Origin of the sequence: Streptococcus sp. 53 (assembly GCF_013276565.1) — a bacterium.
Classification (GTDB): Bacteria; Bacillota; Bacilli; order Lactobacillales; family Streptococcaceae; genus Streptococcus.
Genome location: NZ_VMLG01000004.1, coordinates 58,030 through 80,744, shown reverse-complemented (window position 1 = coordinate 80,744; position 22,715 = coordinate 58,030). Strand labels below are relative to the sequence as shown.

General features: G+C 40.8%; 19 protein-coding genes. 17 read left to right on the top strand and 2 right to left on the bottom strand.

What is annotated here, in order from left to right; genetic code table 11:
* The first annotated feature begins 94 nt into the window (after nt 1–94).
* Nucleotides 95–2,149: a DUF262 domain-containing protein gene (locus tag HT722_RS00985; RefSeq protein ID WP_173277037.1), complete on the top strand. Its 2,055-nt coding sequence runs from the start codon at nt 95–97 to the stop codon at nt 2,147–2,149.
* 42 nt (nt 2,150–2,191) lie between these two features.
* Nucleotides 2,192–3,289 carry a nucleotidyltransferase gene (locus HT722_RS00980; RefSeq protein WP_173277036.1) on the top strand — a complete coding sequence of 366 codons (1,098 nt, stop codon included), beginning with the start codon at nt 2,192–2,194 and terminating at the stop codon, nt 3,287–3,289.
* Nucleotides 3,290–3,445: 156 nt separating this feature from the next.
* Here the strand turns inward: HT722_RS00980 and HT722_RS00975 are convergent, their stop codons facing one another.
* A complete protein-coding gene (locus HT722_RS00975) occupies nt 3,446–3,823 on the bottom strand; it encodes a helix-turn-helix transcriptional regulator (protein ID WP_173277035.1) in 378 nt (125 codons plus the stop codon).
* A 368-nt stretch (nt 3,824–4,191) separates the two neighbouring features.
* Nucleotides 4,192–4,530, bottom strand: a complete 339-nt coding sequence (locus HT722_RS00970) for a helix-turn-helix transcriptional regulator (RefSeq protein ID WP_173277034.1) — start codon at nt 4,528–4,530, stop codon at nt 4,192–4,194.
* A 135-nt stretch (nt 4,531–4,665) separates the two neighbouring features.
* Between HT722_RS00970 and HT722_RS10630 the strand changes: the two genes are divergently transcribed.
* From HT722_RS10630 to HT722_RS00890, 15 genes are all read left to right on the top strand, one after another.
* Entirely contained in the window at nt 4,666–7,689 is a 3,024-nt protein-coding gene (locus HT722_RS10630; RefSeq protein ID WP_275690573.1) for an SEC10/PgrA surface exclusion domain-containing protein, read from the top strand.
* Between the two features lie 8 nt (nt 7,690–7,697).
* A complete protein-coding gene (locus tag HT722_RS00955) occupies nt 7,698–7,850 on the top strand; it encodes a type II toxin-antitoxin system Phd/YefM family antitoxin (protein ID WP_173277033.1) in 153 nt (50 codons plus the stop codon).
* A 269-nt stretch (nt 7,851–8,119) separates the two neighbouring features.
* Nucleotides 8,120–9,733 carry a ribonuclease Y gene (locus HT722_RS00950; protein ID WP_000404936.1) on the top strand — a complete coding sequence of 538 codons (1,614 nt, stop codon included), beginning with the start codon at nt 8,120–8,122 and terminating at the stop codon, nt 9,731–9,733.
* Nucleotides 9,734–9,871: 138 nt separating this feature from the next.
* Nucleotides 9,872–10,498: a guanylate kinase gene (gene gmk / locus HT722_RS00945; protein WP_000775041.1), complete on the top strand. Its 627-nt coding sequence runs from the start codon at nt 9,872–9,874 to the stop codon at nt 10,496–10,498.
* A gap of 24 nt (nt 10,499–10,522) precedes the next feature.
* The gene (rpoZ, locus tag HT722_RS00940; RefSeq protein WP_000979235.1) at nt 10,523–10,837 is read left to right on the top strand and encodes a DNA-directed RNA polymerase subunit omega; all 315 of its coding nucleotides are present in this window, start codon (nt 10,523–10,525) and stop codon (nt 10,835–10,837) included.
* Between the two features lie 65 nt (nt 10,838–10,902).
* Complete coding sequence (locus HT722_RS00935; protein ID WP_173277032.1) at nt 10,903–13,299, top strand: primosomal protein N'; 2,397 nt, start codon at nt 10,903–10,905, stop codon at nt 13,297–13,299.
* Between the two features lie 12 nt (nt 13,300–13,311).
* Entirely contained in the window at nt 13,312–14,247 is a 936-nt protein-coding gene (gene fmt / locus HT722_RS00930; protein WP_173277031.1) for a methionyl-tRNA formyltransferase, read from the top strand.
* Nucleotides 14,240–15,553, top strand: a complete 1,314-nt coding sequence (gene rsmB / locus HT722_RS00925; protein ID WP_173277030.1) for a 16S rRNA (cytosine(967)-C(5))-methyltransferase RsmB — start codon at nt 14,240–14,242, stop codon at nt 15,551–15,553. The genes fmt and rsmB overlap by 8 nt, the downstream gene beginning before the upstream one ends.
* 14 nt (nt 15,554–15,567) lie before the next feature.
* Complete coding sequence (locus HT722_RS00920; RefSeq protein WP_050234902.1) at nt 15,568–16,308, top strand: Stp1/IreP family PP2C-type Ser/Thr phosphatase; 741 nt, start codon at nt 15,568–15,570, stop codon at nt 16,306–16,308.
* Complete coding sequence (gene stkP, locus HT722_RS00915; RefSeq protein ID WP_172931829.1) at nt 16,305–18,284, top strand: serine/threonine-protein kinase StkP; 1,980 nt, start codon at nt 16,305–16,307, stop codon at nt 18,282–18,284. Before HT722_RS00920 ends, stkP begins: the two co-directional genes overlap by 4 nt.
* A gap of 114 nt (nt 18,285–18,398) precedes the next feature.
* Nucleotides 18,399–19,157 carry a threonine/serine exporter family protein gene (locus HT722_RS00910; protein ID WP_023946522.1) on the top strand — a complete coding sequence of 253 codons (759 nt, stop codon included), beginning with the start codon at nt 18,399–18,401 and terminating at the stop codon, nt 19,155–19,157.
* A gap of 1 nt (nt 19,158) precedes the next feature.
* On the top strand, nt 19,159–19,608 hold the full coding sequence (locus tag HT722_RS00905) for a threonine/serine exporter family protein (protein WP_057487161.1): 450 nt from the start codon (nt 19,159–19,161) through the stop codon (nt 19,606–19,608).
* Nucleotides 19,609–19,776: 168 nt separating this feature from the next.
* A complete protein-coding gene (locus HT722_RS00900; RefSeq protein ID WP_172931835.1) occupies nt 19,777–20,025 on the top strand; it encodes a hypothetical protein in 249 nt (82 codons plus the stop codon).
* Between the two features lie 130 nt (nt 20,026–20,155).
* Nucleotides 20,156–21,328, top strand: a complete 1,173-nt coding sequence (locus HT722_RS00895; protein WP_173277029.1) for a hydroxymethylglutaryl-CoA synthase — start codon at nt 20,156–20,158, stop codon at nt 21,326–21,328.
* A complete protein-coding gene (locus HT722_RS00890; RefSeq protein ID WP_173277028.1) occupies nt 21,328–22,602 on the top strand; it encodes a hydroxymethylglutaryl-CoA reductase, degradative in 1,275 nt (424 codons plus the stop codon). Before HT722_RS00895 ends, HT722_RS00890 begins: the two co-directional genes overlap by 1 nt.
* Nucleotides 22,603–22,715: the final 113 nt, after the last annotated feature.

Here is a 22,715-nt window from a genome sequence, read left to right as displayed (position 1 = left end):
AATGGATAAAAGTAGATTGAAAGTAGTTAGTTATAGTTTTTGTAATAAATAATGATATAATTAATTAAATCATAAATAAGAAAAGAGGATAAAAATGCTTGGTAATTTAGAGAATTTAGATGTGATTCTTCGAGAAAATTTATTGAGAATTCCAGATTATCAGAGGGGATATTCATGGAAAAATAAAGAAATACAAGATTTTTGGGAAGATATAGAATTAATTGATGAACATCGTAATCATTATGCGGGTGTTTTAACTTTTGAACAAGTAGATAATGAAATCTATAGTAATTGGAATAAAGAAAAATGGTTAATAACTGAAAGACGTATGAAACCATTTTATATCGTTGATGGACAACAGCGATTGACGACGGCTGTCATACTACTAGTCACTATTTTAGAGGTTGCTCAGGAGTATCATACTGATAAAAAATTAGATACTAATCGATCAATTGAATCTATATTTAGTGATTATATAGCGCAAGAAAAAGATGGGAATAAAACATATAAATTTTTGTATGATAATACTAGTGATAGTTTAGCTTTTTACATCAAAGAAATTTTAAAAGATGATTTTCCAGTAAATACTGATGTTATTGTGCAAGAAAATCAATATTCCAATAATTTAAAATATGCTAAAGAATTTTTTACCAATCAGTGTAAAAAATTAAGTTTTGAAAATCTTGATAAATTACTAAAGAAACTTTTATATAAAATTGTTTTTAATAAGTACATTATTGATGAGGAATTAGATATTTTTGTTACATTCGAAACAATGAATAATCGAGGAAAGCCTCTATCAAAACTGGAGTTGTTGAAGAATAGATTGATTTATTTAACAATGCTTTTACAAACTAATGATAGTGCAAAAGCTAATTTAAGAGAACAAATTAATGAGTGTTGGAAAAAATTATATAGATATTTAGGTTCGGAAGAACTCAATTATACTAATGATATTTTATTAGGAACTAATATATTTAGACGAGAATTAGATGATTCTTTTTTGGTGCAACAAATAGATTCTTATAAACCTTTGAAAAAGTATATTAGTACAAAAGAAGAAGAAGAGAGAAAGAGCCTAAATTTAAATAATAAAGTTGATTTTCTATTAGATGATTATTTTACCGCTAGTAATGTAATTAATAAAATAATCAGTATAAATGATATAAGAGGTTATATTGATGATTTAGCTAACAAAATAACATTATGGGTTTGGTTAAATAATCCTTTTCAGTTTTCATCAATTAGTTTTGAAGAGGCTAAGTTATTAAATGGAATTAAGATTTTACTCAATTCTAGAAGAAATAGTTTTATTTTTAACGCAATATTCCCCGTAGATTCACTAAAGAGAATTATTTTCTCTCTTTATGGTGATGAAAATTGTGATGAAAAAAAACGGGTAGCAATTTTACAACAATTTGAATCTGCTTTACTTATAAGATTGTTTTTGAGTAATTTAAAATATAAAGGCAATTATGATAAAATGTTATCCTTTAAAGAATTGAGTGAATTCTCTATGCAGTTGCAAGAGTTTGCTGAAAATGAAGAATTTGATTATTTGGATTATCTTAATAGGTTAAGAATAACGGTTAATAAGTTAAAACAAGCATTTATTTCTGGAAAATTCTTTGATAATACAAAAGTAGATTCGTTTTATTTTTATGAAAATAATAAACGAGTTGCAAAATATATTCTGTATAATTTAGAAGCTTATTTAATTGAAGAGGCAAAAGACCCTGAGTATGAGAAGAAAATAAGTGAACTCTTTTCTCATTTTGAAAGTGATTTTTATAATATCGAGCATATATATCCTAAAGCAGGTCGAAATACATATTGGGATCGTCAATTTGGTGATTTTAAAGACAAGGAAAAAAATAAGTTCAAACATTCCTTACCAAATTTGTTGTTGATTGGCAAAAAAAAGAATGGTTATCTTGGTGATAAATCTTATCCCGAAAAAAGAAAAAAAGGAGAGTGCTGTTATGAGTTTGGTATTTTCTCAGAGAGAACGTTGGCCAGAGACTATGAAGATTGGACTGTTGAATCTATTTATCAGAGATCTGAATATTTGAAAAAATATTTCAATAAACGTTGGGGAATTAATTTTTCAAACAATGATATTTTTGAACAATTTTTAGGGTTAAAATAATAATTATTACAATGTTCTATTGAATTGTAATAAGGAGAAAATATGACCATCACAGGTATTATCGCGGAGTTCAATCCTTTTCATAATGGCCATAAATACCTGCTGGATCAGGCAGAGGGGCTGAAAATTGTTGCCATGTCTGGGAATTTCATGCAGAGAGGCGAGCCTGCTATCGTGGATAAGTGGACTCGGGCCCAGATGGCGTTGGAAAACGGAGCGGATCTGGTAGTAGAATTGCCCTTTTTAGTCAGTGTTCAGGCGGCGGATTTTTTCGGTCAAGGGGCTGTGGATATCTTGGCGCGTTTGGGTATTGATAGTCTAGTTTTTGGTACAGAGGAAGTTCTGGACTACCAGAAAATTGCTGACTTATACACAGAGCAAGGTGTTGAGATGGAGAAATTTGTGGAAAATCTGTCTGATTCCCTTTCCTATCCCCAGAAAACCCAAGCTATGTGGAAGGAATTTGCTGGTCTTGATTTTTCAGGCAATACGCCCAACCATGTTCTTGCGCTTGCATATGTCAAAGCAGTTGCTGGACGAAACATCAAGTTGCATCCGATTCAGCGTCAGGGGGCGGGTTATCATTCTGTGGACAAGGATGTGGATTTTGCTTCGGCGACAGCCCTTCGTCAGCACCAAAGGGACAAAGATTTCTTAGAACGCTTTATGCCATCTATTGCCTTATTTGAGCAGGCCAGTAAGATGAGCTGGGATGACTATTTTCCTTTGCTCCGCTATCAAATCTTGTCAAATCCCGATCTAACCACCATCTATCAGGTCAATCAAGAAATGGCTGTGCGCATTAAAGAGGCTATTAAAACAGCCCAATCTGTGGAAGACTTGGTTGAGGTGGTTGCCACCAAACGCTACACCAAGGCGCGTGTCAGACGCCTCTTGACCTATATTTTGGTGCAAGCTAGAGAAAGTGATTTGCCAGAAGGGATTCATGTCCTTGGATTTACTGAAAAAGGCAGGCAACATCTTAAATCTCTGAAAGGGCAGGTCAGTCTAGTCAGCAGAATTGGCAAAGAACCTTGGGATGCTATGACCCAAAAGGCAGACCAGATTTACCAACTAGGAAATCCAAGTATAGCAGAGCAGAATTTTGGAAGAGTGCCGATAAGAATAGAAAAGAACTAGAATATGGATAGGATAAAAAGAACCTACTAAAAGTTGTTAGGAAATGACTTTCAGTGGGTTCTTTTCTTGTCCTTTGTTATAAAGTATTGAATATTTTATCAATTTGCTCTATTAGAAGCCTTGTTTATTCATTGAAAGCTTCCTTACCATCTATATTTATTTTATGTTTTTTACAATTTCATTAAAGGAGGATATAATTTTTCCTTGTTTCTCTTTGGGTAACTTTGTTAGGTTGTCGAAAAGTATTTCTAGGGAGTCTTCACTCTCTGAGTCATATGCTTGTCGCTTAAGGAACTCTTTTCTTTCTGTATCATATGCTTCTAGGTTAAAGAATTTTTCTACGGTAATACCTAATGCTTTGATTACCGATTCAAGAGTTTTTATCTTAAAATCATATTTCATATTTTCCATGTTTTGAATTGCCTTGATACCCAAGCCAGCTAATTCTGATAATTTCTCTTGACTTAATCTCTGTTCTTTTCGACATTCACGGATTCGAAAAGCTATATGTTTTTGTAATCTATCATGTTTCATGCTATATATCATTTTACTATCTATTTTCTTCAAAAATAAGTACAATAAACTATACAAAATAACAAAAGTATGGTAAAGTAGTACAAAAGATAATAAATAGATTGAAAACTATACAATAGGGATTTAGATATGACTGATTCGAGGTTAAAAGGTAGAGGGAAGATAGTAGTGATAGTCGTAAGTAATTCATCCACTTTGTGGTAGACAAGTAAGAGATTTGTCAGTCTTATCGACACTCGAAAATAGTGTTTTGAACTATCTGTATCTAGTTTTTTATTTAAAAGTAAAAAAGAAAGCTTTGCGCCTTCTTAAAAAATTATGGGAAATCTAATGATTGTAAATGATAAAGAAGTAAATCAGAATATCTGTTATTTGACTTCTTTGAGAATGAGTATCAAGGCATCTAAGACTCGGGAACGTTGTTCTGTTGGAAAAGTTTTTAATTCATCAACAAGTAGAGAAATTTTGGGGTCTTCTTCTTTTAACTGTATATCAAAGAATGTATCTAAATCTACTTCTAAGGCTTCCATTACTTTCTCTAGCGTTTGAATTTTTAAGTTAGTTGAAAGATTTTCTAATTTGTAGATATAATTAGTACCCAAATCAGCCATCTCTTCTAGTTGTTCTTGAGTATATCCTCTTTCTAAACGTAATAGACGGATTCTTTTAGAGATGTAATCTTGAAGATTGCTTTTGTTATTTATCATGTAGTACCTCGCTACTTACATGATACAGTCAAAATGGTACAAATTTTAGACTTTTTAAAGTTATTTTATATATAAATAACCTTTAAAGGCTGTTTTGTGATATAATAAGTTTATAAAGAAAAAAGAGGAAACAATATGAAAAAATCAACAATCGCAATGACAACAATCGCTATCGCATCCCTAGCCCACACAGTAGGCGCAGAAGAAGTTGCTTCAAAACCAGTGAATGTGGAAGCGCCAAAGGCGGAGGTTGTGGAAACCACAACTCCTGTGGTGGTGACAAAAGAAGAAGTTGCTACAAAAGAAGCAGAAGCTAAGAAAGCGGATCAAGAAGTAGCGGAAGCAAAACAGGCGGTCAAAGATGCCAAGCGTGCTACAAATGAAGCGGATTCACTTGTCAATGAGAAAACAGAAGCTGTGAAAAAAGCAGAGGATTTTGCGAAAAAGGCAAGCCCAGCAGTTATTACAGAAGCTGAGAAAGCAGTAGTTAAGGCAGAAGCAGAAGTTCCTGCAAAAGAAGAAGCTCTTAAAAATGCAGAAGCAAATGCTGAGAAAACAAGCCAAGCGGTATCTGCACAAGAAGCGGTTGTAGCAGAAAAAGAAGCTACACAAGCTACAAAAGAAAAAGCACTTACAAGTGCCACAGAAGCGGTTCAAATCGCCACAGAAGCGGTTAATGGCAAAGGCTTGGAAAAAAATGCCAAGGAAGCGCAAAAAGAAGCCGTAGAAGCCGAAAAAACAAGCAAACAAGCGCAAACAGATGCAGAAACTGCCTTAAAAAATGCAGAACAAGCAAATCAAGCTACTCAAGCGCAAATTGAAGAAACGAAGGCAGATATTGCTACAAAAACCCAAGCGGTATCGGATGCCAAAGCAGAACAAGAAAAGGCAGACAAAGCAGTAACAGACCTAACTGCTGAGTATAACCAAGCGGTATCTGCTTTGAAAGCTATTCAAAATACAAAACAAGGTACAATTACTTTAGCTCCTAAGTTTATTGAAGCTGTAAAAGCTCGTGTAGCTCTCTTGAAAGCAGTTGAAAATGGAGAATACAACGATCGTTTAGATGAAGTTCCTGTTAAGTTTAAAGAAACTCGTGCAGAAATCTTGAAAACTCAATTGGAAAATGCTCAAATCAATCATTTTGTACCTGTAGAATCTGATTCTAAAGATACTAAGAAATATGATTTGAATAATCTACCAGAAGATTTTAAACGTGATTTGACTCTCTATGCAGCAGACCTAACCAATCAAATGCGTCGTCAACTTGGTTTGTCTGATGTGAAAGTGACTGAGGATTCATTCCATTTTGCAGATAAAATTGCACGTGAATACGAAAAAGACGGTGTTACTTCTGAATTGCTAGATAGCTACCGTGCTAAGAAAAATGGTCATGGTCACTATGCTATTGGTATCAATAAGGTTGCTAAAGAGTATGGTTTGAATGATGGCATGTCTGAAACTGACCGTAAAGAGGGAGAAGGTCGAGGGCTTCAAAGTTATGAGAATTCAGTAAACTTTATTGAAACTAATCCTAAGAAGAAGTCTGAATTAGAATACTTAACTAAGTCAGAAATTCGTACTAAACTCTATGAGTCTTTGGTTATGTTTGTATCTACAGAAAATGATTATGGACATACTCGTGGTACACTTGGTTTTGAAAAAGGTGACACTACTCTTTATTACGGAGGTTTTGGTGCTAGTCAAGTAGCAGGTATGTATACTTTGCACACAGTACCAGGTATCCCAGAAACATTCATGGCTAACTCAACTTTTAGTCGTACAGAAGTGGAAAATCCATATACTAAAGCTAGAGACACAGATAGTGTTAAAAAAGCTGAGGCTTTGGTAGCTACTAAAAAAGCAGAAAAAGCCCAAGCAGAACAAACTCTTAAAACTGCTAACCAAACTGTAGCTGATGCAGAAACTACATTGCAAACTGCAAAATCAAACTTGAAAGCCCAAGAAGCTAAGTTGGTAGATACAAAAGCATTGAAACAAAATCTTCAATCTGCTACAACAACTCATAATCAAGCCGTAGTTGCGTTGTCAAATGCCAATGCCTTGGTTGCTACCTTGTCTGCTACAAAGGCAGATAAAGAAGCTAAGTTGGCAGAATTGAAAGCAACTGCACAAGAAGCAGAGAAAGAATTTAACCAAGCCAAAGCAGAAACAAAAGCAGAGAAAGCAACTCTTTCTTCTCTTCAAGAGAAAGCAGAAGAAGCTACCCAAGCGGTATCCGTTGCCAAAGAAGCACTTAAAGAAGCAGAAGCAACTGTAACAGCTTCAAAAGAATTGGTTCAAGATTTGAAAGTTGCTGCAAAAGAGCTTGAAACTCGCAAGGCAGAGTTGAAAGAAGCAGAAGAAGCGCTTGAAGAAGCAAAAGCCAACCAAGCAACTGCGCAAGAAGCACTTGAAGCAAAAGAAAAAGTAGCCAAAGAAGCGAACAAGGCTTATGCGACAGCAAAAGCAAGTTATGAAGCAGAAGAACTGAAGAAACATCCTGTAACAGAAAAGGGTATCCCTGAAGTCCGTCCAGCTCTTCCAGAGTATGTACTTCCAACAACTCCATCTGTTCCTAACGTTCCTGTTGCTCCTGTAGCTTCTGTTGTTCCAACAACTCCACGTGTTGAAGTTCCTGTTGTGAATAATAGGGGAGTGTCTGGCCAAGATAAAGCCAAAGTAGATGTAGTTGCCAAACAAAAAACGGAAACTAAGACTACAAAAGATTCTCAAGCTGGTAACTGGATTGAGTCAGCTGGTCGCTGGTGGTATCAGCACGAAGATGGTTCATACACTAGCAACGGTTGGGAACAAATCAAGGGTACATGGTATTACTTTGACAATACAGGCTGGATGCAAACTGGCTGGGTCAAAACTGGTGGCTCATGGTATTATTTGAATGAAACAGGTTCACTGGCTACAGGCTGGGTCAAAGACAATGGCACATGGTACTATCTTAAAGATAGCGGTAAAATGGCGACTGGTTGGGTAAAAGATAATAATACATGGTATTATCTTGATAGCGCTGGAGCTATGAAAACAGGCTGGTTTACAGTTTCTGGTAAATGGTACTATGTCTATAGTTCAGGAGCCTTAGCAATGAATACTACTACACCAGATGGCTATACGGTTAATGGTAACGGTGAGTGGGTATAAAGGAATACATGAAGAAGGTAAATGATGAATTTGAAGCTTTGATAGTGCCCCTTTTTAAGAGCGACTGGAACGGTATTCAGGAAACCATGAGAATCGCTCAAAATAAGGAACTTTCTGACAAAATCTTACGAGGAATGGCCCGAATTCGCGCAGGACATTAGTCTAATTTACAGAGAATACCAGAGTGAAATCTTGCTGTTGTTAGAAACAAATTTCTTGCATTCTAACGATTATTAGGAAGTCTACTGAAAGGTAGGCTTTTTCTCAAGTCTCTACTAAACTACTATTTCTAAATAACAAGTTTATTTTAGCAAATGTGTTCCAAATTCCCTAAAACATATTCTATTTTAGGTTTGTGAAAATCACTTTTTTATGGTAGAATGTAAAAGAATGTATGTCATTCGGAATAACAATAAAATGAGGTAAAAACATGGAAATCATGTCGCTTGCGATTGCTGTTTTTGCCGTCATCATTGGTTTAGTCATTGGATATGTCAGCATCTCAGCCAAGATGAAATCATCTCAGGAAGCTGCGGAGTTGATGCTTTTAAATGCTGAACAAGAAGCAACTAATTTACGTGGACAAGCTGAGCGTGAAGCAGATTTACTTGTTAATGAAGCCAAACGTGAAAGCAAGTCTCTTAAAAAAGAAGCACTATTGGAGGCCAAAGAAGAAGCCAGAAAATACCGTGAAGAAGTGGACGCTGAATTCAAATCAGAACGTCAAGAACTCAAACAAATCGAAAGTCGTTTGACAGAGAGAGCTACTAGCCTTGACCGTAAAGACGACAATTTGACGAGTAAAGAACAAACACTTGAACAAAAAGAACAAAGTATTTCTGATAGAGCGAAAAACCTTGATGCGCGTGAAGAGCAATTAGAGGAAGTCGAAAGACAAAAAGAAGCAGAGCTAGAGCGTATTGGTGCCCTGTCTCAGGCAGAAGCACGAGATATTATCTTGGCTCAGACAGAGGAAAATTTGACCAAGGAAATTGCTAGCCGTATTCGTGAAGCTGAGCAAGAGGTCAAGGAACGTTCTGACAAAATGGCCAAGGATATCCTGGTTCAAGCTATGCAACGTATCGCTGGTGAATATGTAGCGGAGTCAACAAACTCAACGGTTCATCTGCCAGATGATACTATGAAGGGACGCATTATTGGTCGTGAAGGTCGTAACATTCGCACCTTTGAAAGTTTGACAGGGGTTGATGTGATTATCGACGATACGCCAGAAGTGGTGACCTTGTCAGGATTTGACCCGATTCGTCGTGAGATTGCCCGTATGACTATGGAAATGTTGCTCAAAGATGGTCGTATCCACCCAGCTCGTATCGAAGAGTTGGTTGAGAAAAACCGTCAAGAGATTGACAATAAGATCCGTGAATATGGTGAGGCTGCTGCCTATGAGATTGGTGCACCAAACCTTCATCCAGATTTGATGAAGATTATGGGACGTTTGCAGTTCCGTACTTCTTATGGACAAAATGTTTTGCGCCATTCGATTGAGGTTGCTAAGTTGGCTGGTATCATGGCGAGCGAACTTGGTGAAAATGCGGCTCTTGCCCGTCGTGCTGGATTCCTTCATGACATCGGGAAAGCTATTGACCGCGAGGTTGAAGGTAGCCACGTTGAAATCGGTATGGAATTGGCCCGTAAGTACAAGGAACACCCAGTTGTGGTGAATACGATTGCTAGTCACCATGGAGATGTCGAAGCCGAAAGTGTCATTGCAGTGATCGTTGCTGCAGCAGACGCCTTGAGCGCGGCTCGTCCAGGTGCTCGTAGTGAGTCTCTTGAAAGCTACATCAAGCGTCTCCATGATTTGGAAGAAATTGCGAACGGCTTTGAGGGAGTGCAAACTAGCTTTGCCCTTCAAGCAGGACGTGAGATCCGTATCATGGTCAATCCAGGACAAATCAAGGACGACAAAGTCACAATTTTGGCTCACAAAGTTCGTGAGAAAATTGAAAACAATCTCGATTACCCAGGAAATATCAAGGTAACCGTGATTCGCGAGCTTCGTGCAGTAGATTATGCTAAATAAATAAGAAAGAGCAGTTGAAAAATTACTGCTTTTTTGTTACACTAGATAGAAAGACTGTAGAAGGATAGTTTGTGCAAAATGCTACTATCTGAAGGGAAATCTTATTTTATTTTTACAGACTGACTAAAAGGAGACACAATGGCAGACCGAGGCTTACTAATCGTTTTTTCTGGTCCTTCAGGGGTTGGAAAAGGAACGGTTAGAAGAGAGATTTTTGAGAGTTCTGAAAACCAATTTCAATACTCTGTATCGATGACGACACGCGCACAACGTCCTGGAGAAGTGGATGGTGTTGACTATTTCTTCCGTACTCGTGAAGAGTTTGAAGAGCTGATTCGTCAAGGACAGATGTTGGAATACGCAGAATATGTCGGCAACTACTATGGAACTCCTCTGACCTATGTCAATGAAACCTTGGACAAGGGAATCGATGTTTTCCTTGAAATTGAAGTTCAGGGCGCTCTTCAGGTCAAGAAAAAGGTTCCAGATGCTGTCTTTATCTTCCTGACACCACCAGATTTGGATGAATTGCAAGATCGTTTGGTAGGACGTGGAACAGACAGTGCAGAAGTAATTGCCCAACGAATCGAAAAAGCCAAGGAAGAAATTGCTCTTATGCGTGAGTATGATTATGCGATTGTCAACGATCAGGTGCCCCTAGCTGCTGAGCGTGTCAAACGTGTGATCGAAGCAGAGCACTTCCGTGTGGATCGTGTCATTGGTCACTATCAGGAGATGTTACCGAAATCTCCAACTACCCGATAAAATTTAGAAAATAGGTACAAGCAAATGATGTTAAAACCCTCTATTGATACCTTGCTTGACAAGGTTCCTTCAAAATATTCACTCGTAATCTTGGAAGCAAAACGTGCCCACGAATTAGAAGCAGGTGCGCCAGCAACTCAAGGTTTCAAGTCTGAAAAATCAACTCTTCGCGCTTTAGAAGAAATCGAATCAGGAAACGTTACAATTCACCCAGACCCAGAAGGAAAACGTGAAGCGGTGCGTCGCCGTATCGAAGAAGAAAAACGTCGCAAAGAAGAAGAAGAAAAGAAAATCAAAGAGCAAATCGCTAAAGAAAAAGAAGATGGTGAAAAAATTTAAGGTTGGGGGGACTCAATCTTATTTTTTCTATTGCAAGAATGTACTGACAAGGAGGAGGTGAGAAGATGGCCATAGCCAAGATTATTGTAGATGTGCCCTTGATGCAGACGGACCAGCCCTATAGTTATAGGATTCCTGAGGAATTTGAGGGAATGCTGGAAGTTGGGATGCGGGTTCATGTGCCTTTTGGTAAGGGCAATCGCCTGATTCAAGGGATTGTTCTTGGTTTGGAGTCTCAAGTGGATGAAGAAGGGGTAAGTCAAGATTTAAAAGATATTGCCGAGGTACTGGATTTTTCTCCTGTTCTCACGCAAGAACAACTCTGGCTGGCTGAGGAGTTACGTAAATCTGTCTTCTCCTACAAGATCTCCATCCTCAAGGCTATGTTACCAGGGTTTCTGAACTCCAGCTATGACAAAATTCTCTATCCTAAGGAAGGTCTGAGTCAGGAAGACCGAGATCGTCTGTTTGGTTCAGAAGATTCGCTTGCCTTTTCTTCTCTAGATTTAGGTAAGCAAGCTGAAATGATGCGTTTGACTAGAAAAGGTCTGCTTGGTCTGGAATATCAGGCGGTCGATCAAAAGAAGGTCAAGACCCAGTCTTGGTATGAGGTGAATCTTGCTCGATTAGAAGGTGTCGAGATTTCTGCGCGCGCCAAGAAAAAGTTGGAATTGAGAGATTATTTGCTGTCTCATCCTGAGAGTGCTTCCTTGGCTAGTTTGTTAGAGTCCTACTCGCGGGAGCAAGTCAACTTCTTTGTGGAACAAGGTGCTGTGATCATAGTTCAAAAGGAAGTGCAACGCTCGGCTGCTTATTTTGAAGGCATTGAAGCAAGTCAGCCTTTGGAATTGAATCCAGAGCAAAGACAGGCGCGTGATGCGGTTGTGAGTGCTATTGGTAGTCATCAGCATCCCTTCCTCCTTCAAGGAATTACAGGAAGTGGGAAGACCGAGGTTTATTTGCAGATTATCCAAGGGGCCTTGGACAAGGGCAAGACAGCTATTTTGCTGGTGCCGGAGATTTCCTTGACTCCACAGATGACGGAGCGGTTTATAGCACGTTTTGGGGACAAGGTAGCCATTCTTCATTCAGGCTTGTCCAATGGTGAAAAGTATGATGAATGGCGCAAGGTGGAACGCGGCGATGCCCAAGTTGTGGTTGGCGCCAGATCGGCCATCTTTGCTCCGCTGAAAAATCTAGGTGTTATGATTATCGATGAGGAGCATGAAGCGACTTATAAGCAGGACAGTAATCCCCGTTACCATGCCAGAGAGGTGGCCATTTTACGGGCTCAGTATAATCAAGCAGCTCTGGTGCTTGGTTCAGCAACTCCTAGTCTGGAAAGCCGGGCGCGTGCTGGTAAAGGCGTCTATCAACACTTACGTCTGACCCAGCGAGCCAATCCTCTAGCCACAATCCCTGAGGTTCAAGTAATTGACTTTCGAGACTATATCGGACAGAATGAGACGTCAAACTTTACGCCACCTTTGCTAGAAGCGATTCAGGACCGTCTGGCTAAAAAAGAGCAGGTGGTTCTCATGCTCAATCGTCGTGGTTATTCTAGCTTTGTCATGTGTCGGGAGTGTGGGACCGTGGATACTTGTCCCAACTGTGATATTTCTCTGACTCTCCATATGGATACCAAGACCATGAACTGCCATTATTGTGGCTTTTCGAAGGACATTCCTCAGATCTGTCCTAACTGTAAGAGTCGAAGTATTCGTTACTATGGGACAGGAACTCAGAAGGCTTATGACGAGCTGGCAGAACTCTTTCCGCAGGCCCGCATTTTGCGGATGGATGTGGATACGACTCGCAAGAAAGGCAGTCACCAAGCTCTTCTTGACCAGTTTGGGCGAGGAGAAGCAGATATCTTGCTAGGTACTCAGATGATTGCCAAAGGTTTGGATTTTCCCAATGTGACTTTAGTCGGAGTGCTCAATGCCGATACAGCCTTGAATCTGCCTGATTTCCGTTCTTCTGAGAGAACCTTCCAGCTCTTGACCCAGGTTGCAGGCCGGGCAGGTCGTGCCGAAAAAGCTGGGCAGGTCTTGATTCAGTCTTACAATCCTCAGCACTACGCTATTCGATTTGCAAAAGACCAGAACTACGAAGGATTTTATGCCTATGAAATGGGTATTAGACGACAACTTGGCTATCCACCTTACTATTTCACCATTGGCATTACCCTTTCTCATAAGAAGGAAGAAGAGGTGGTCAAACGTGCCTATGAAGTTATGAACATTTTGCGGTCAGGCTTGTCAGATACCAGTCACATTCTCGGGCCAACGCCAAAACCGATTGCTCGTACCCACAACCTCTATCATTACCAGATTTTAATTAAATACCGTTTAGAGGATGAGCTGGGGCCGACCCTCAATCAGGTCTTGGCCCTGACTCAAGAACGGGAAAATAGTGAGCTTCGTCTCAGTATTGACCATGAGCCACAGCAATTTTTATAAGAAGGAGAAGATATGACAAAATTAATCTTTATGGGGACACCCGACTTTTCAGCAACAGTCTTAAAAGGACTTTTGACAGATGACCGTTACGAAATTCTAGCCGTTGTGACCCAGCCAGACCGTGCTGTTGGTCGTAAAAAAGTTATCCAAGAAACACCAGTCAAGCAGGCTGCCAAGGAAGCAGGCCTTCCTATCTACCAACCTGAAAAATTATCTGGAAGTCCAGAGATGGAAGCTATTATGCAGTTAGGAGCAGATGGAATTGTGACTGCTGCTTTTGGCCAGTTTCTCCCAAGTAAACTCCTTGATAGCATGGATTTTGCAGTCAACGTTCATGCCTCTCTTCTTCCTAAACACCGTGGTGGTGCGCCTATCCATTATGCCTTGATTCAAGGGGATGAGGAAGCTGGTGTGACCATTATGGAAATGGTTAAGGAAATGGATGCAGGAGATATGATTTCTCGTCGCAGCATTCCTATCACGGATGAGGACAATGTTGGCACCTTGTTTGAGAAATTGGCGCTAGTTGGTCGTGATTTGCTTTTGGATACTTTGCCTGCCTACATTTCTGGGGAAATCAAACCTGAACCGCAGGATCCAAGTCAGGTCACTTTCTCGCCAAATATCAAGCCAGAGGAAGAAAAACTGGACTGGAACAAAAGCAATCGTCAACTTTTCAATCAGATCCGTGGAATGAACCCGTGGCCTGTTGCCCATACTTTCCTTAAGGGCGACCGCTTTAAGATTTATGAAGCTCTACCAGTAGAAGGTCAGGGAAATCCAGGTGAAATCCTCTCTATTGGCAAGAAAGAATTGATTGTTGCAACGGCAGAAGGGGCTCTATCCCTCAAGCAAGTGCAGCCAGCTGGTAAACCTAAGATGGACATTGCTTCCTTCCTCAACGGAGTTGGACGGACATTGACTGTAGGAGAACGATTTGGTGACTAAAGTAGAAACGGCTAGAAGTTTAGCCCTAGCAGTATTAGAGGATGTCTTTATCAATCAAGCATACTCAAATATCGCCTTAAATAAGCATCTTAGGGGAAGCCAACTTTCGGCAGCAGACAAGGGCTTGGTAACCGAGATGGTCTATGGAACGGTAGCTCGCAAACTCACCTTAGAATGGTATCTATCACACTTTATCGAAGACAGAGATCAGTTAGACAGCTGGCTCTACGTCCTTCTCCTCATGAGTGCCTACCAGCTCCGCTATTTGGACAAGATTCCAGATCATGCTGTGGTCAACGAAGCAGTGGAATTGGCCAAAGTCCGTAAAAAGGGCAGTGAAAAATTGGTCAATGCCGTCCTTCGTCGTATTCTGCGTGAAGGCTGGCCAGATATTGCCAGCATCAAACGAAAAAACAAGCGTGATTCCATTGCATATTCCCTTCCAGTTTGGCTAGTTGCTAAGCTCAAGGAAGAATACGGAGAGGAGCGAGCGCAGGCTATTTTTGAAAGTCTCTTGGTGCGCAACAAGGCCAGTATTCGTGTGACTGACTTAAGCCGAAAAGAGGAAATACAAGCCTTGTTGGAGGCGAATAATTCCCTTTTAGCAACCACTGGTCTGGTTAAGGAGAAAGGACATTTTGCAGGGCATAATTTGTTTGCGGATGGAGCCATTACCATTCAAGACGAGTCCAGTCAACTGGTTGCTCCGACGCTTGATTTACAAGGTGATGAGCGAGTGCTTGATGCCTGTGCGGCTCCAGGTGGGAAAACAGCCCATATAGCCTCTTATCTTACGACAGGTCAGGTTACTGCTCTGGACTTGTACGACCACAAGTTGGACTTGATTCAAGAAAATGCCCAACGTCTGGGAGTTGCAGATCGGGTTCAAAGGCAAAAATTGGATGCCAGAAAGGTACATGAGTTTTTTGGGCAGGATTCATTTGATAAGATTTTGGTGGATGCTCCCTGTTCAGGAATCGGTCTTTTGCGCCGAAAACCAGATATCAAATACAATAAAGAAACGGCAGATTTCGCGTCCTTACAGGAAATTCAGCTAGAAATATTAGGTAGTGTTTGTCAAACACTAGGCAAAGGTGGTATAATAACTTATAGTACCTGTACTATTGTCTCAGAGGAGAATTTTCAAGTCGTTGAGGCGTTTTTAGAAAGTCATCCCGAATTCGAGCAGGTAAAACTAGAACATGAATGTAAGTATATCATGAAAGATGGCTGTATTCTCATTACACCTGAACTGTATGGAAGTGATGGATTCTTTATCAGTCAATTTCGCAAGATATCGGATTAGGAAGGAACTGACACATGGAAATTTCATTATTAACAGATGTTGGTCAGAAACGAACAAATAACCAAGACTATGTCAACCACTATGTCAATAGAGCTGGACGTACCATGATTATTTTAGCTGATGGGATGGGAGGTCATCGCGCAGGGAATATTGCTAGTGAAATGGCGGTAACAGACCTAGGTATAGCTTGGGTCGATACCCAAATCGATACAGTCAATGAAGTGCGTGAATGGTTCGCCCATTACCTAGAAATTGAAAATCAAAAGATTCACCAGCTTGGTCAGGATGAAGCTTACAGAGGCATGGGAACTACTTTGGAAGTCCTTGCTATTATTGGCAATCAAGCTATCTATGCTCATATTGGTGATTCGCGTATCGGCTTGATTCGTGGGGAAGAATACCACCAATTAACGAGTGATCATTCCTTGGTCAATGAGTTGCTCAAGGCTGGTCAATTGACACCAGAAGAGGCAGAAGCTCATCCGCAAAAAAATATTATCACCCAGTCTATTGGGCAAAAAGATGAAATTCAGCCTGATTTTGGGACAGTTATCCTTGAGTCAGGTGACTATCTCTTGCTCAATAGTGACGGCTTGACCAACATGATTTCAGGCAGTGAGATTCGTGATATTGTAACCAGTGATATTCCTTTAGCAGATAAAACGGAGACACTTGTTCGTTTTGCTAACAATGCAGGAGGTTTAGACAACATTACGGTTGCCCTTGTTTCTATGAACGAGGAGGATGCAGAATGATCCAAATCGGCAAGATTTTTGCCGGACGCTATCGGATTGTCAAACAGATTGGTCGAGGAGGCATGGCGGATGTCTACCTAGCCAAAGACTTAATCTTAGATGGGGAAGAAGTGGCAGTGAAGGTTCTGAGAACCAACTACCAGACAGACCCGATAGCTGTAGCTCGTTTTCAGCGTGAAGCGAGAGCTATGGCAGATTTAGACCATCCTCATATCGTTCGGATAACAGATATTGGCGAGGAAGACGGTCAACAGTACCTAGCTATGGAGTATGTGGCTGGACTTGACCTCAAACGCTATATCAAGGAACACTATCCTCTTTCTAATGAAGAAGCCGTCCGTATAATGGGACAAATTCTCTTGGCTATGCGTTTGGCCCATACCAGAGGAATTGTTCACCGGGACTTGAAACCTCAAAACATCCTCTTGACACCAGATGGGACTGTCAAGGTTACAGACTTTGGGATTGCAGTAGCCTTTGCTGAGACGAGTCTGACTCAGACTAACTCGATGCTGGGTTCAGTTCATTATTTGTCACCAGAGCAGGCGCGTGGTTCGAAGGCGACTGTACAAAGTGATATCTATGCCATGGGGATTATTTTCTATGAGATGCTGACAGGTCATATTCCTTACGATGGGGATAGTGCAGTGACCATCGCCCTCCAGCATTTCCAAAAACCACTGCCGTCCGTTATTGCTGAAAATCCATCTGTACCTCAGGCTTTGGAAAATGTTGTTATCAAGGCAACTGCTAAGAAATTGACAGATCGCTATAAATCAGTTGCTGAAATGTATGTGGATTTGTCTAGTAGTTTGTCTTATAATCGTCGTAATGAACCAAAGCTGGTCTTTGACGATGCGACTAAGGCGGACACCAAGACTCTACCAAAAGTATCCCAGAGCACCTTGACTTCGATTCCTAAGGTTCAAGCGCAGACAGAACACAAACCAATCAAAAAACCAAGCCAGGCTGTGACAGAGGAAACTTACCACCCACAGGCACCGAAAAAACGTAGATTTAAGATGCGTTACCTGATTTTTTTGGCCAGCATTGTATTGGTGGCAGCTTCTCTTATTTGGATACTATCCAGAACTCCTGCAACCATTGCCATTCCAAATGTGGCAGGTCAGACAGTGGCGGAAGCCAAGGAAACCCTCAAAAAAGCCAATTTTGAGATTGGCGAGGAGAAGTCAGAGGCTAGTGAAAAGGTGGAAGAAGGGCGGATTATCCGTACAGATCCTGGCGCTGGAACTGGTCGAAAAGAAGGAACGAAAATCAATTTGGTTGTCTCATCAGGCAAACAATCCTTCCAAATTAGTAATTATGTCGGTCGGAAATCCTCTGATGTCATTGCGGAATTAAAAGAGAAAAAAGTTCCAGATAATTTGATTAAAATTGAGGAAGAAGAGTCGAATGAGAGTGAGGCTGGAACGGTCATGAAGCAAAGTCTACCAGAAGGTACGACCTATGACTTAAGCAAGGCAACTCAAATTGTCTTGACAGTAGCTAAAAAAGCTACGAAGATTCAATTAGGGAACTATATTGGACGGAAATCCTCTGATGTCATTGCGGAATTAAAAGAGAAAAAAGTTCCAGATAATTTGATTAAGATAGAGGAAGAAGAGTCCAGCGAAAGCGAACCAGGAACGATTATGAAACAAAGTCCAGGTGCCGGAACGACTTATGATGTGAATAAACCTACCCAAATCGTCTTGACAGTAGCTAAAAAAGTTACAAGTGTTGCCATGCCGAGCTACATTGGTTCCAGCTTGGAGTTTACTAAGAATAATTTGATTCAAATTGTTGGGATTAAGGAAGCCAATATTGAAGTTGTAGAAGTGTCGACAGCTCCCGCTGGAACTGCTGAAGGTACAGTCGTTGAACAGAGTCCTAGAGCAGGTGAAAAGGTAGACCTCAATAAGACTAGAGTCAAGATTTCAATCTACAAACCTAAAACAAGTTCAGCTACTCCTTAAAATCAGATGGATAATCAAAATGAGTAATCAATCTTTGTCATGTTTTCATGGCAAAGATTTTTTTTGAGTCCGGATTTGTGATAGAATAGAAGGAGTTGATAAAAGGAGGAACGCATGGAAGAATCAAGAGAATTAAATGCCGTCATCGATGTGATTATGTTAGCTGGAACCATTCTTCTCAAAAGTGGCTCAGAGATTCATCGTGTAGAAGATACCATGATTCGGATCGCGCATTCGCAGGGGATTGTGGATTGCAATGTTCTTGCCATGCCTGCTGCTATCTTTTTCTCCATTGAAAACACCAATATTTCGCGTATGAAGCGCGTGACCTCCTCTTCTTATAACATCGAAAAAGTCTGCGATGTCAACCAGATTTCTCGTCAACTGGTTGGGGGGCAAATTGATTTAGAGACAGCCTTCAAGCAATTGACGGCTTTGCAAGCCCAGCCCCTTCCTTATACTAAGTTGCAGGTAACTTTGGCTGCGACCTTTAGTGCTCCTTTCTTTTCAATTATGTTTAGTGGAAATATCTACGACGCACTTGGGGCAGGAGTGGCTACCTTATTTGGTTTTGCCTTTTCCCTCTATGTGGAGAAGTTTATCCGAATTCCTTTTGTAACAGCCTTTGCTGGGGCCTTTGTCTTTGGGATGATAGCCCAGTTTTGGGCTCGCTACACAGGTTTTCCTTCAACAGCAGATTTGATTATAGCTGGTGCAGTCATGCCTTTTGTACCAGGTATTGCCTTGACCAATGCGGTCCGTGATATTATGACCAACCACATAAACTCTGGTATGAGCAAGATGTTTGAATCCCTGCTCATTACCCTTGCTTTAGGGGCAGGAACTTCTGTCGCCTTGGTATTGATGAACTAATATGACACTAACAACCTTTTTATTACAAGCAGTAGCAAGTCTTCTTGCCATTATCACTTTTTTAATCGTACTCAATGTGCAACGCTCTATGCTCTTACCTGGAGGGATTTTGGGCATGGCTGTCTGGCTAATTTATCTCTTGCTCAAGGAACCGACCAATGTCATTGTAGCCACCTTCATTGCGGCCATTATCGGTTCATGTGTCAGCCAGATTTTAAGTATTCTTTATAAGACTCCTGCTGTGGTCTTTATCTTGGCCATCTTGGCACCACTGGTTCCGGGATACCTTTCTTATCGGACAACTGCCTTTTTTGTGACAGGGGACTATAATAAAGCGCTGGCAAGTGCGACCTTGGTTGTCATGCTGGCTTTGGTCATTTCCATTGGAATGGCTAGCGGAACAGTGATTCTCAGACTGTATCATTATATAAAAACACATCGAGTATCGTAGACTTTACAACTTTGCAGAAATAAAAGAATTTTCTGAAAAATGAGATAAATATAGTGACAAGGCTTTCTATGTATGCTATTCTATATATAGAAAGGAGGAAAAATCATGAAAAAATCACTATTTTCCTTATTGTCTGTAAGTCTACTGACCTTGTTGGTTATCCCAGTCATGGTGTCTAGTTCAGGCTCAGAATTTCAAAGTGGATGGCAAGAGCATCAGTTGATTGCCGAAAAGGTTAGTAAAACACTTGACAAGACATTTGATAAGGATGTCAGAGAAATTCCGACCAGTCAGTTTTATCAAGAATTTGTAGATGAGATGGGAAGGACTTACTCAGGAGATTTAATCCTCCAGGAACTGATAACTGAGAATGGGGCTTATAAAGCTACTTATATCGGTGAACTCTATAGCAACTAATCATTCTTTAAAATTATGACCAATAAGAGGCTTGATTTGGTGAATCAAGTCTTTTTTCTCTCTTTTACTACCATTTGTGATAAAATAGTACTGAACGATTTTTTACATGAATGATAAAACAGAGGTAAATATGACAATCGGTATTGATAAGATTGGTTTTGCGACCAGTCAATATGTCTTGAAGTTACAAGACTTAGCAGAAGCGAGGGGAATTGACCCTGAAAAATTAAGCAAAGGACTCTTACTCGAGGAATTGAGTATTGCGCCCTTGACTGAGGATATCGTGACCTTGGCGGCCAGTGCAAGTAACTCGATTTTAACTGAGCAAGAAAGACAAGAAATTGACATGGTCATTGTGGCGACTGAGTCAGGAATTGACCAGAGTAAGGCTGCGGCCGTCTTTGTGCATGGCTTGCTGGGTATCCAGCCCTTTGCTCGTAGTTTCGAGATTAAAGAAGCCTGCTATGGAGCGACAGCTGCCCTTCATTATGCAAAACTGCATGTGGAAAATTCTCCACAGTCCAAGGTCTTGGTCATTGCCAGTGATATTGCCAAATATGGTATTGAAACTCCAGGAGAACCCACTCAGGGTGCCGGCAGTGTGGCCATGTTGATTACACAAAATCCGCGCATGATGGCCTTTAATAACGACAATGTGGCTCAGACTCGTGACATCATGGATTTCTGGCGTCCAAATTACTCAACAACTCCTTATGTAAATGGTGTTTATTCTACCCAGCAATACTTGGATAGTTTGAAAACGACTTGGCTTGAATATCAAAAACGCTACCAGCTTACTTTGGATGATTTTGCGGCGGTTTGCTTCCACTTGCCTTATCCTAAATTAGCGCTAAAAGGCTTGAAAAAAATCATGGATAAGAGCCTGCCTCAAGAGAAAAAGGACCTCTTGCAAAAGCACTTTGACCAGTCTATTCTCTACAGTCAAAAGGTGGGGAATATCTATACAGGTTCTCTCTTCCTTGGGCTTCTATCTCTCTTGGAAAATACAGATAGCTTGAAGGCTGGGGATAAAATTGCCCTTTATAGTTACGGAAGTGGGGCTGTAGCTGAGTTCTTTAGTGGTGAATTGGTTGAAGGATATGAAGCTTATCTGGATAAGGACCGTTTGAACAAGCTCAACCAACGAACTGCCCTGTCTGTTGCTGACTATGAAAAAGTCTTCTTTGAGGAAGTAGACTTGGATGAAACAAATTCTGCCCAGTTTGCTGGCTATGAAAATCAAGATTTTGCCTTGGTTGAAATTGTTGACCACCAACGCCGTTATAGCAAGGTTGAAAAATAATGAAGATAAGTTGGAATGGATTTTCTAAAAAATCATACCAAGAGCGCCTCGAGCTGTTAAAAGCTCAGGCGCTCCTTAGTCCTGAGAGACAAGAGAGTTTGGAGCAGGATGAACAGATGAGTGTGACTGTGGCAGACCAGCTGAGTGAGAATGTAGTGGGAACTTTTTCTCTGCCTTATTCGTTGGTTCCAGAGGTTCTTGTCAATGCTCAGGAATACACAGTTCCTTATGTGACAGAAGAACCGTCCGTGGTTGCTGCGGCCAGCTACGCCAGTAAAATCATCAAGCGAGCAGGTGGCTTTACTGCTCAGGTTCATGAGCGTCAGATGATTGGGCAGGTAGCCCTTTATCAAGTTGCTAATCCTGAACAAGCCCAAGAAAAGATTGCAAACAAAAAGACTGAGCTCTTGGAACTTGCCAATCAAGCCTATCCTTCTATCGTTAAACGCGGGGGTGGGGCGCGTGATCTACATATAGAACAGATTGAAGGCGAAACAGACTTTCTCGTTGTTTATCTCCATGTCGATACCCGAGAAGCTATGGGTGCTAATATGCTCAACACCATGCTAGAAGCCTTGAAACCAGTCTTAGAAGAACTCAGTCAGGGACAGAGTCTCATGGGGATTCTTTCTAATTACGCGACCGATTCTCTGGTGACTGCAAGTTGTCGCGTCGCCTTTCGATATTTGAGCCGTCAAAAGGATCAAGGACGAGAGATTGCGGAGAAAATTGCATTGGCTAGTCAGTTTGCGCAGGCTGATCCTTACCGAGCTGCTACTCATAATAAAGGGATATTTAACGGTGTTGATGCAATTTTGATTGCCACTGGTAATGACTGGCGTGCTATTGAGGCAGGAGCTTATGCTTTTGCCAGTCGAGACGGACGCTACCAAGGTCTTAGTCAATGGACGCTGGACCTTGAAAGAGAAGAATTGGTTGGTCAAATGACTCTTCCTATGCCTGTAGCAACCAAGGGCGGCTCTATTGGTCTCAACCCTCGTGTAGCCCTCAGTCATGAACTACTGGGAAATCCTTCTGCCAAAGAATTAGCCCAGATTATCGTGTCTATCGGGCTTGCCCAAAATTTTGCGGCCCTGAAAGCCTTGGTGAGTACAGGGATTCAGCAAGGCCACATGAAATTGCAGGCTAAATCCTTAGCTCTCCTAGCAGGTGCTAGTGAATCCGAGGTAGCTCCCCTAGTTGAGCGTCTGATCGCAGATAAAACCTTTAACCTAGAGACTGCCCAGCGTTATCTAGAAAACTTAAGATCATAAAAAACTCAGACAGATCGGTCTGAGTTTTCTTGTGCTTATACTCTTCGAAAATCTCTTCAAACCACGTCAGCTTCGCCTTGCCGTAGATATATGTAACTGACTTCGTCAGTCTT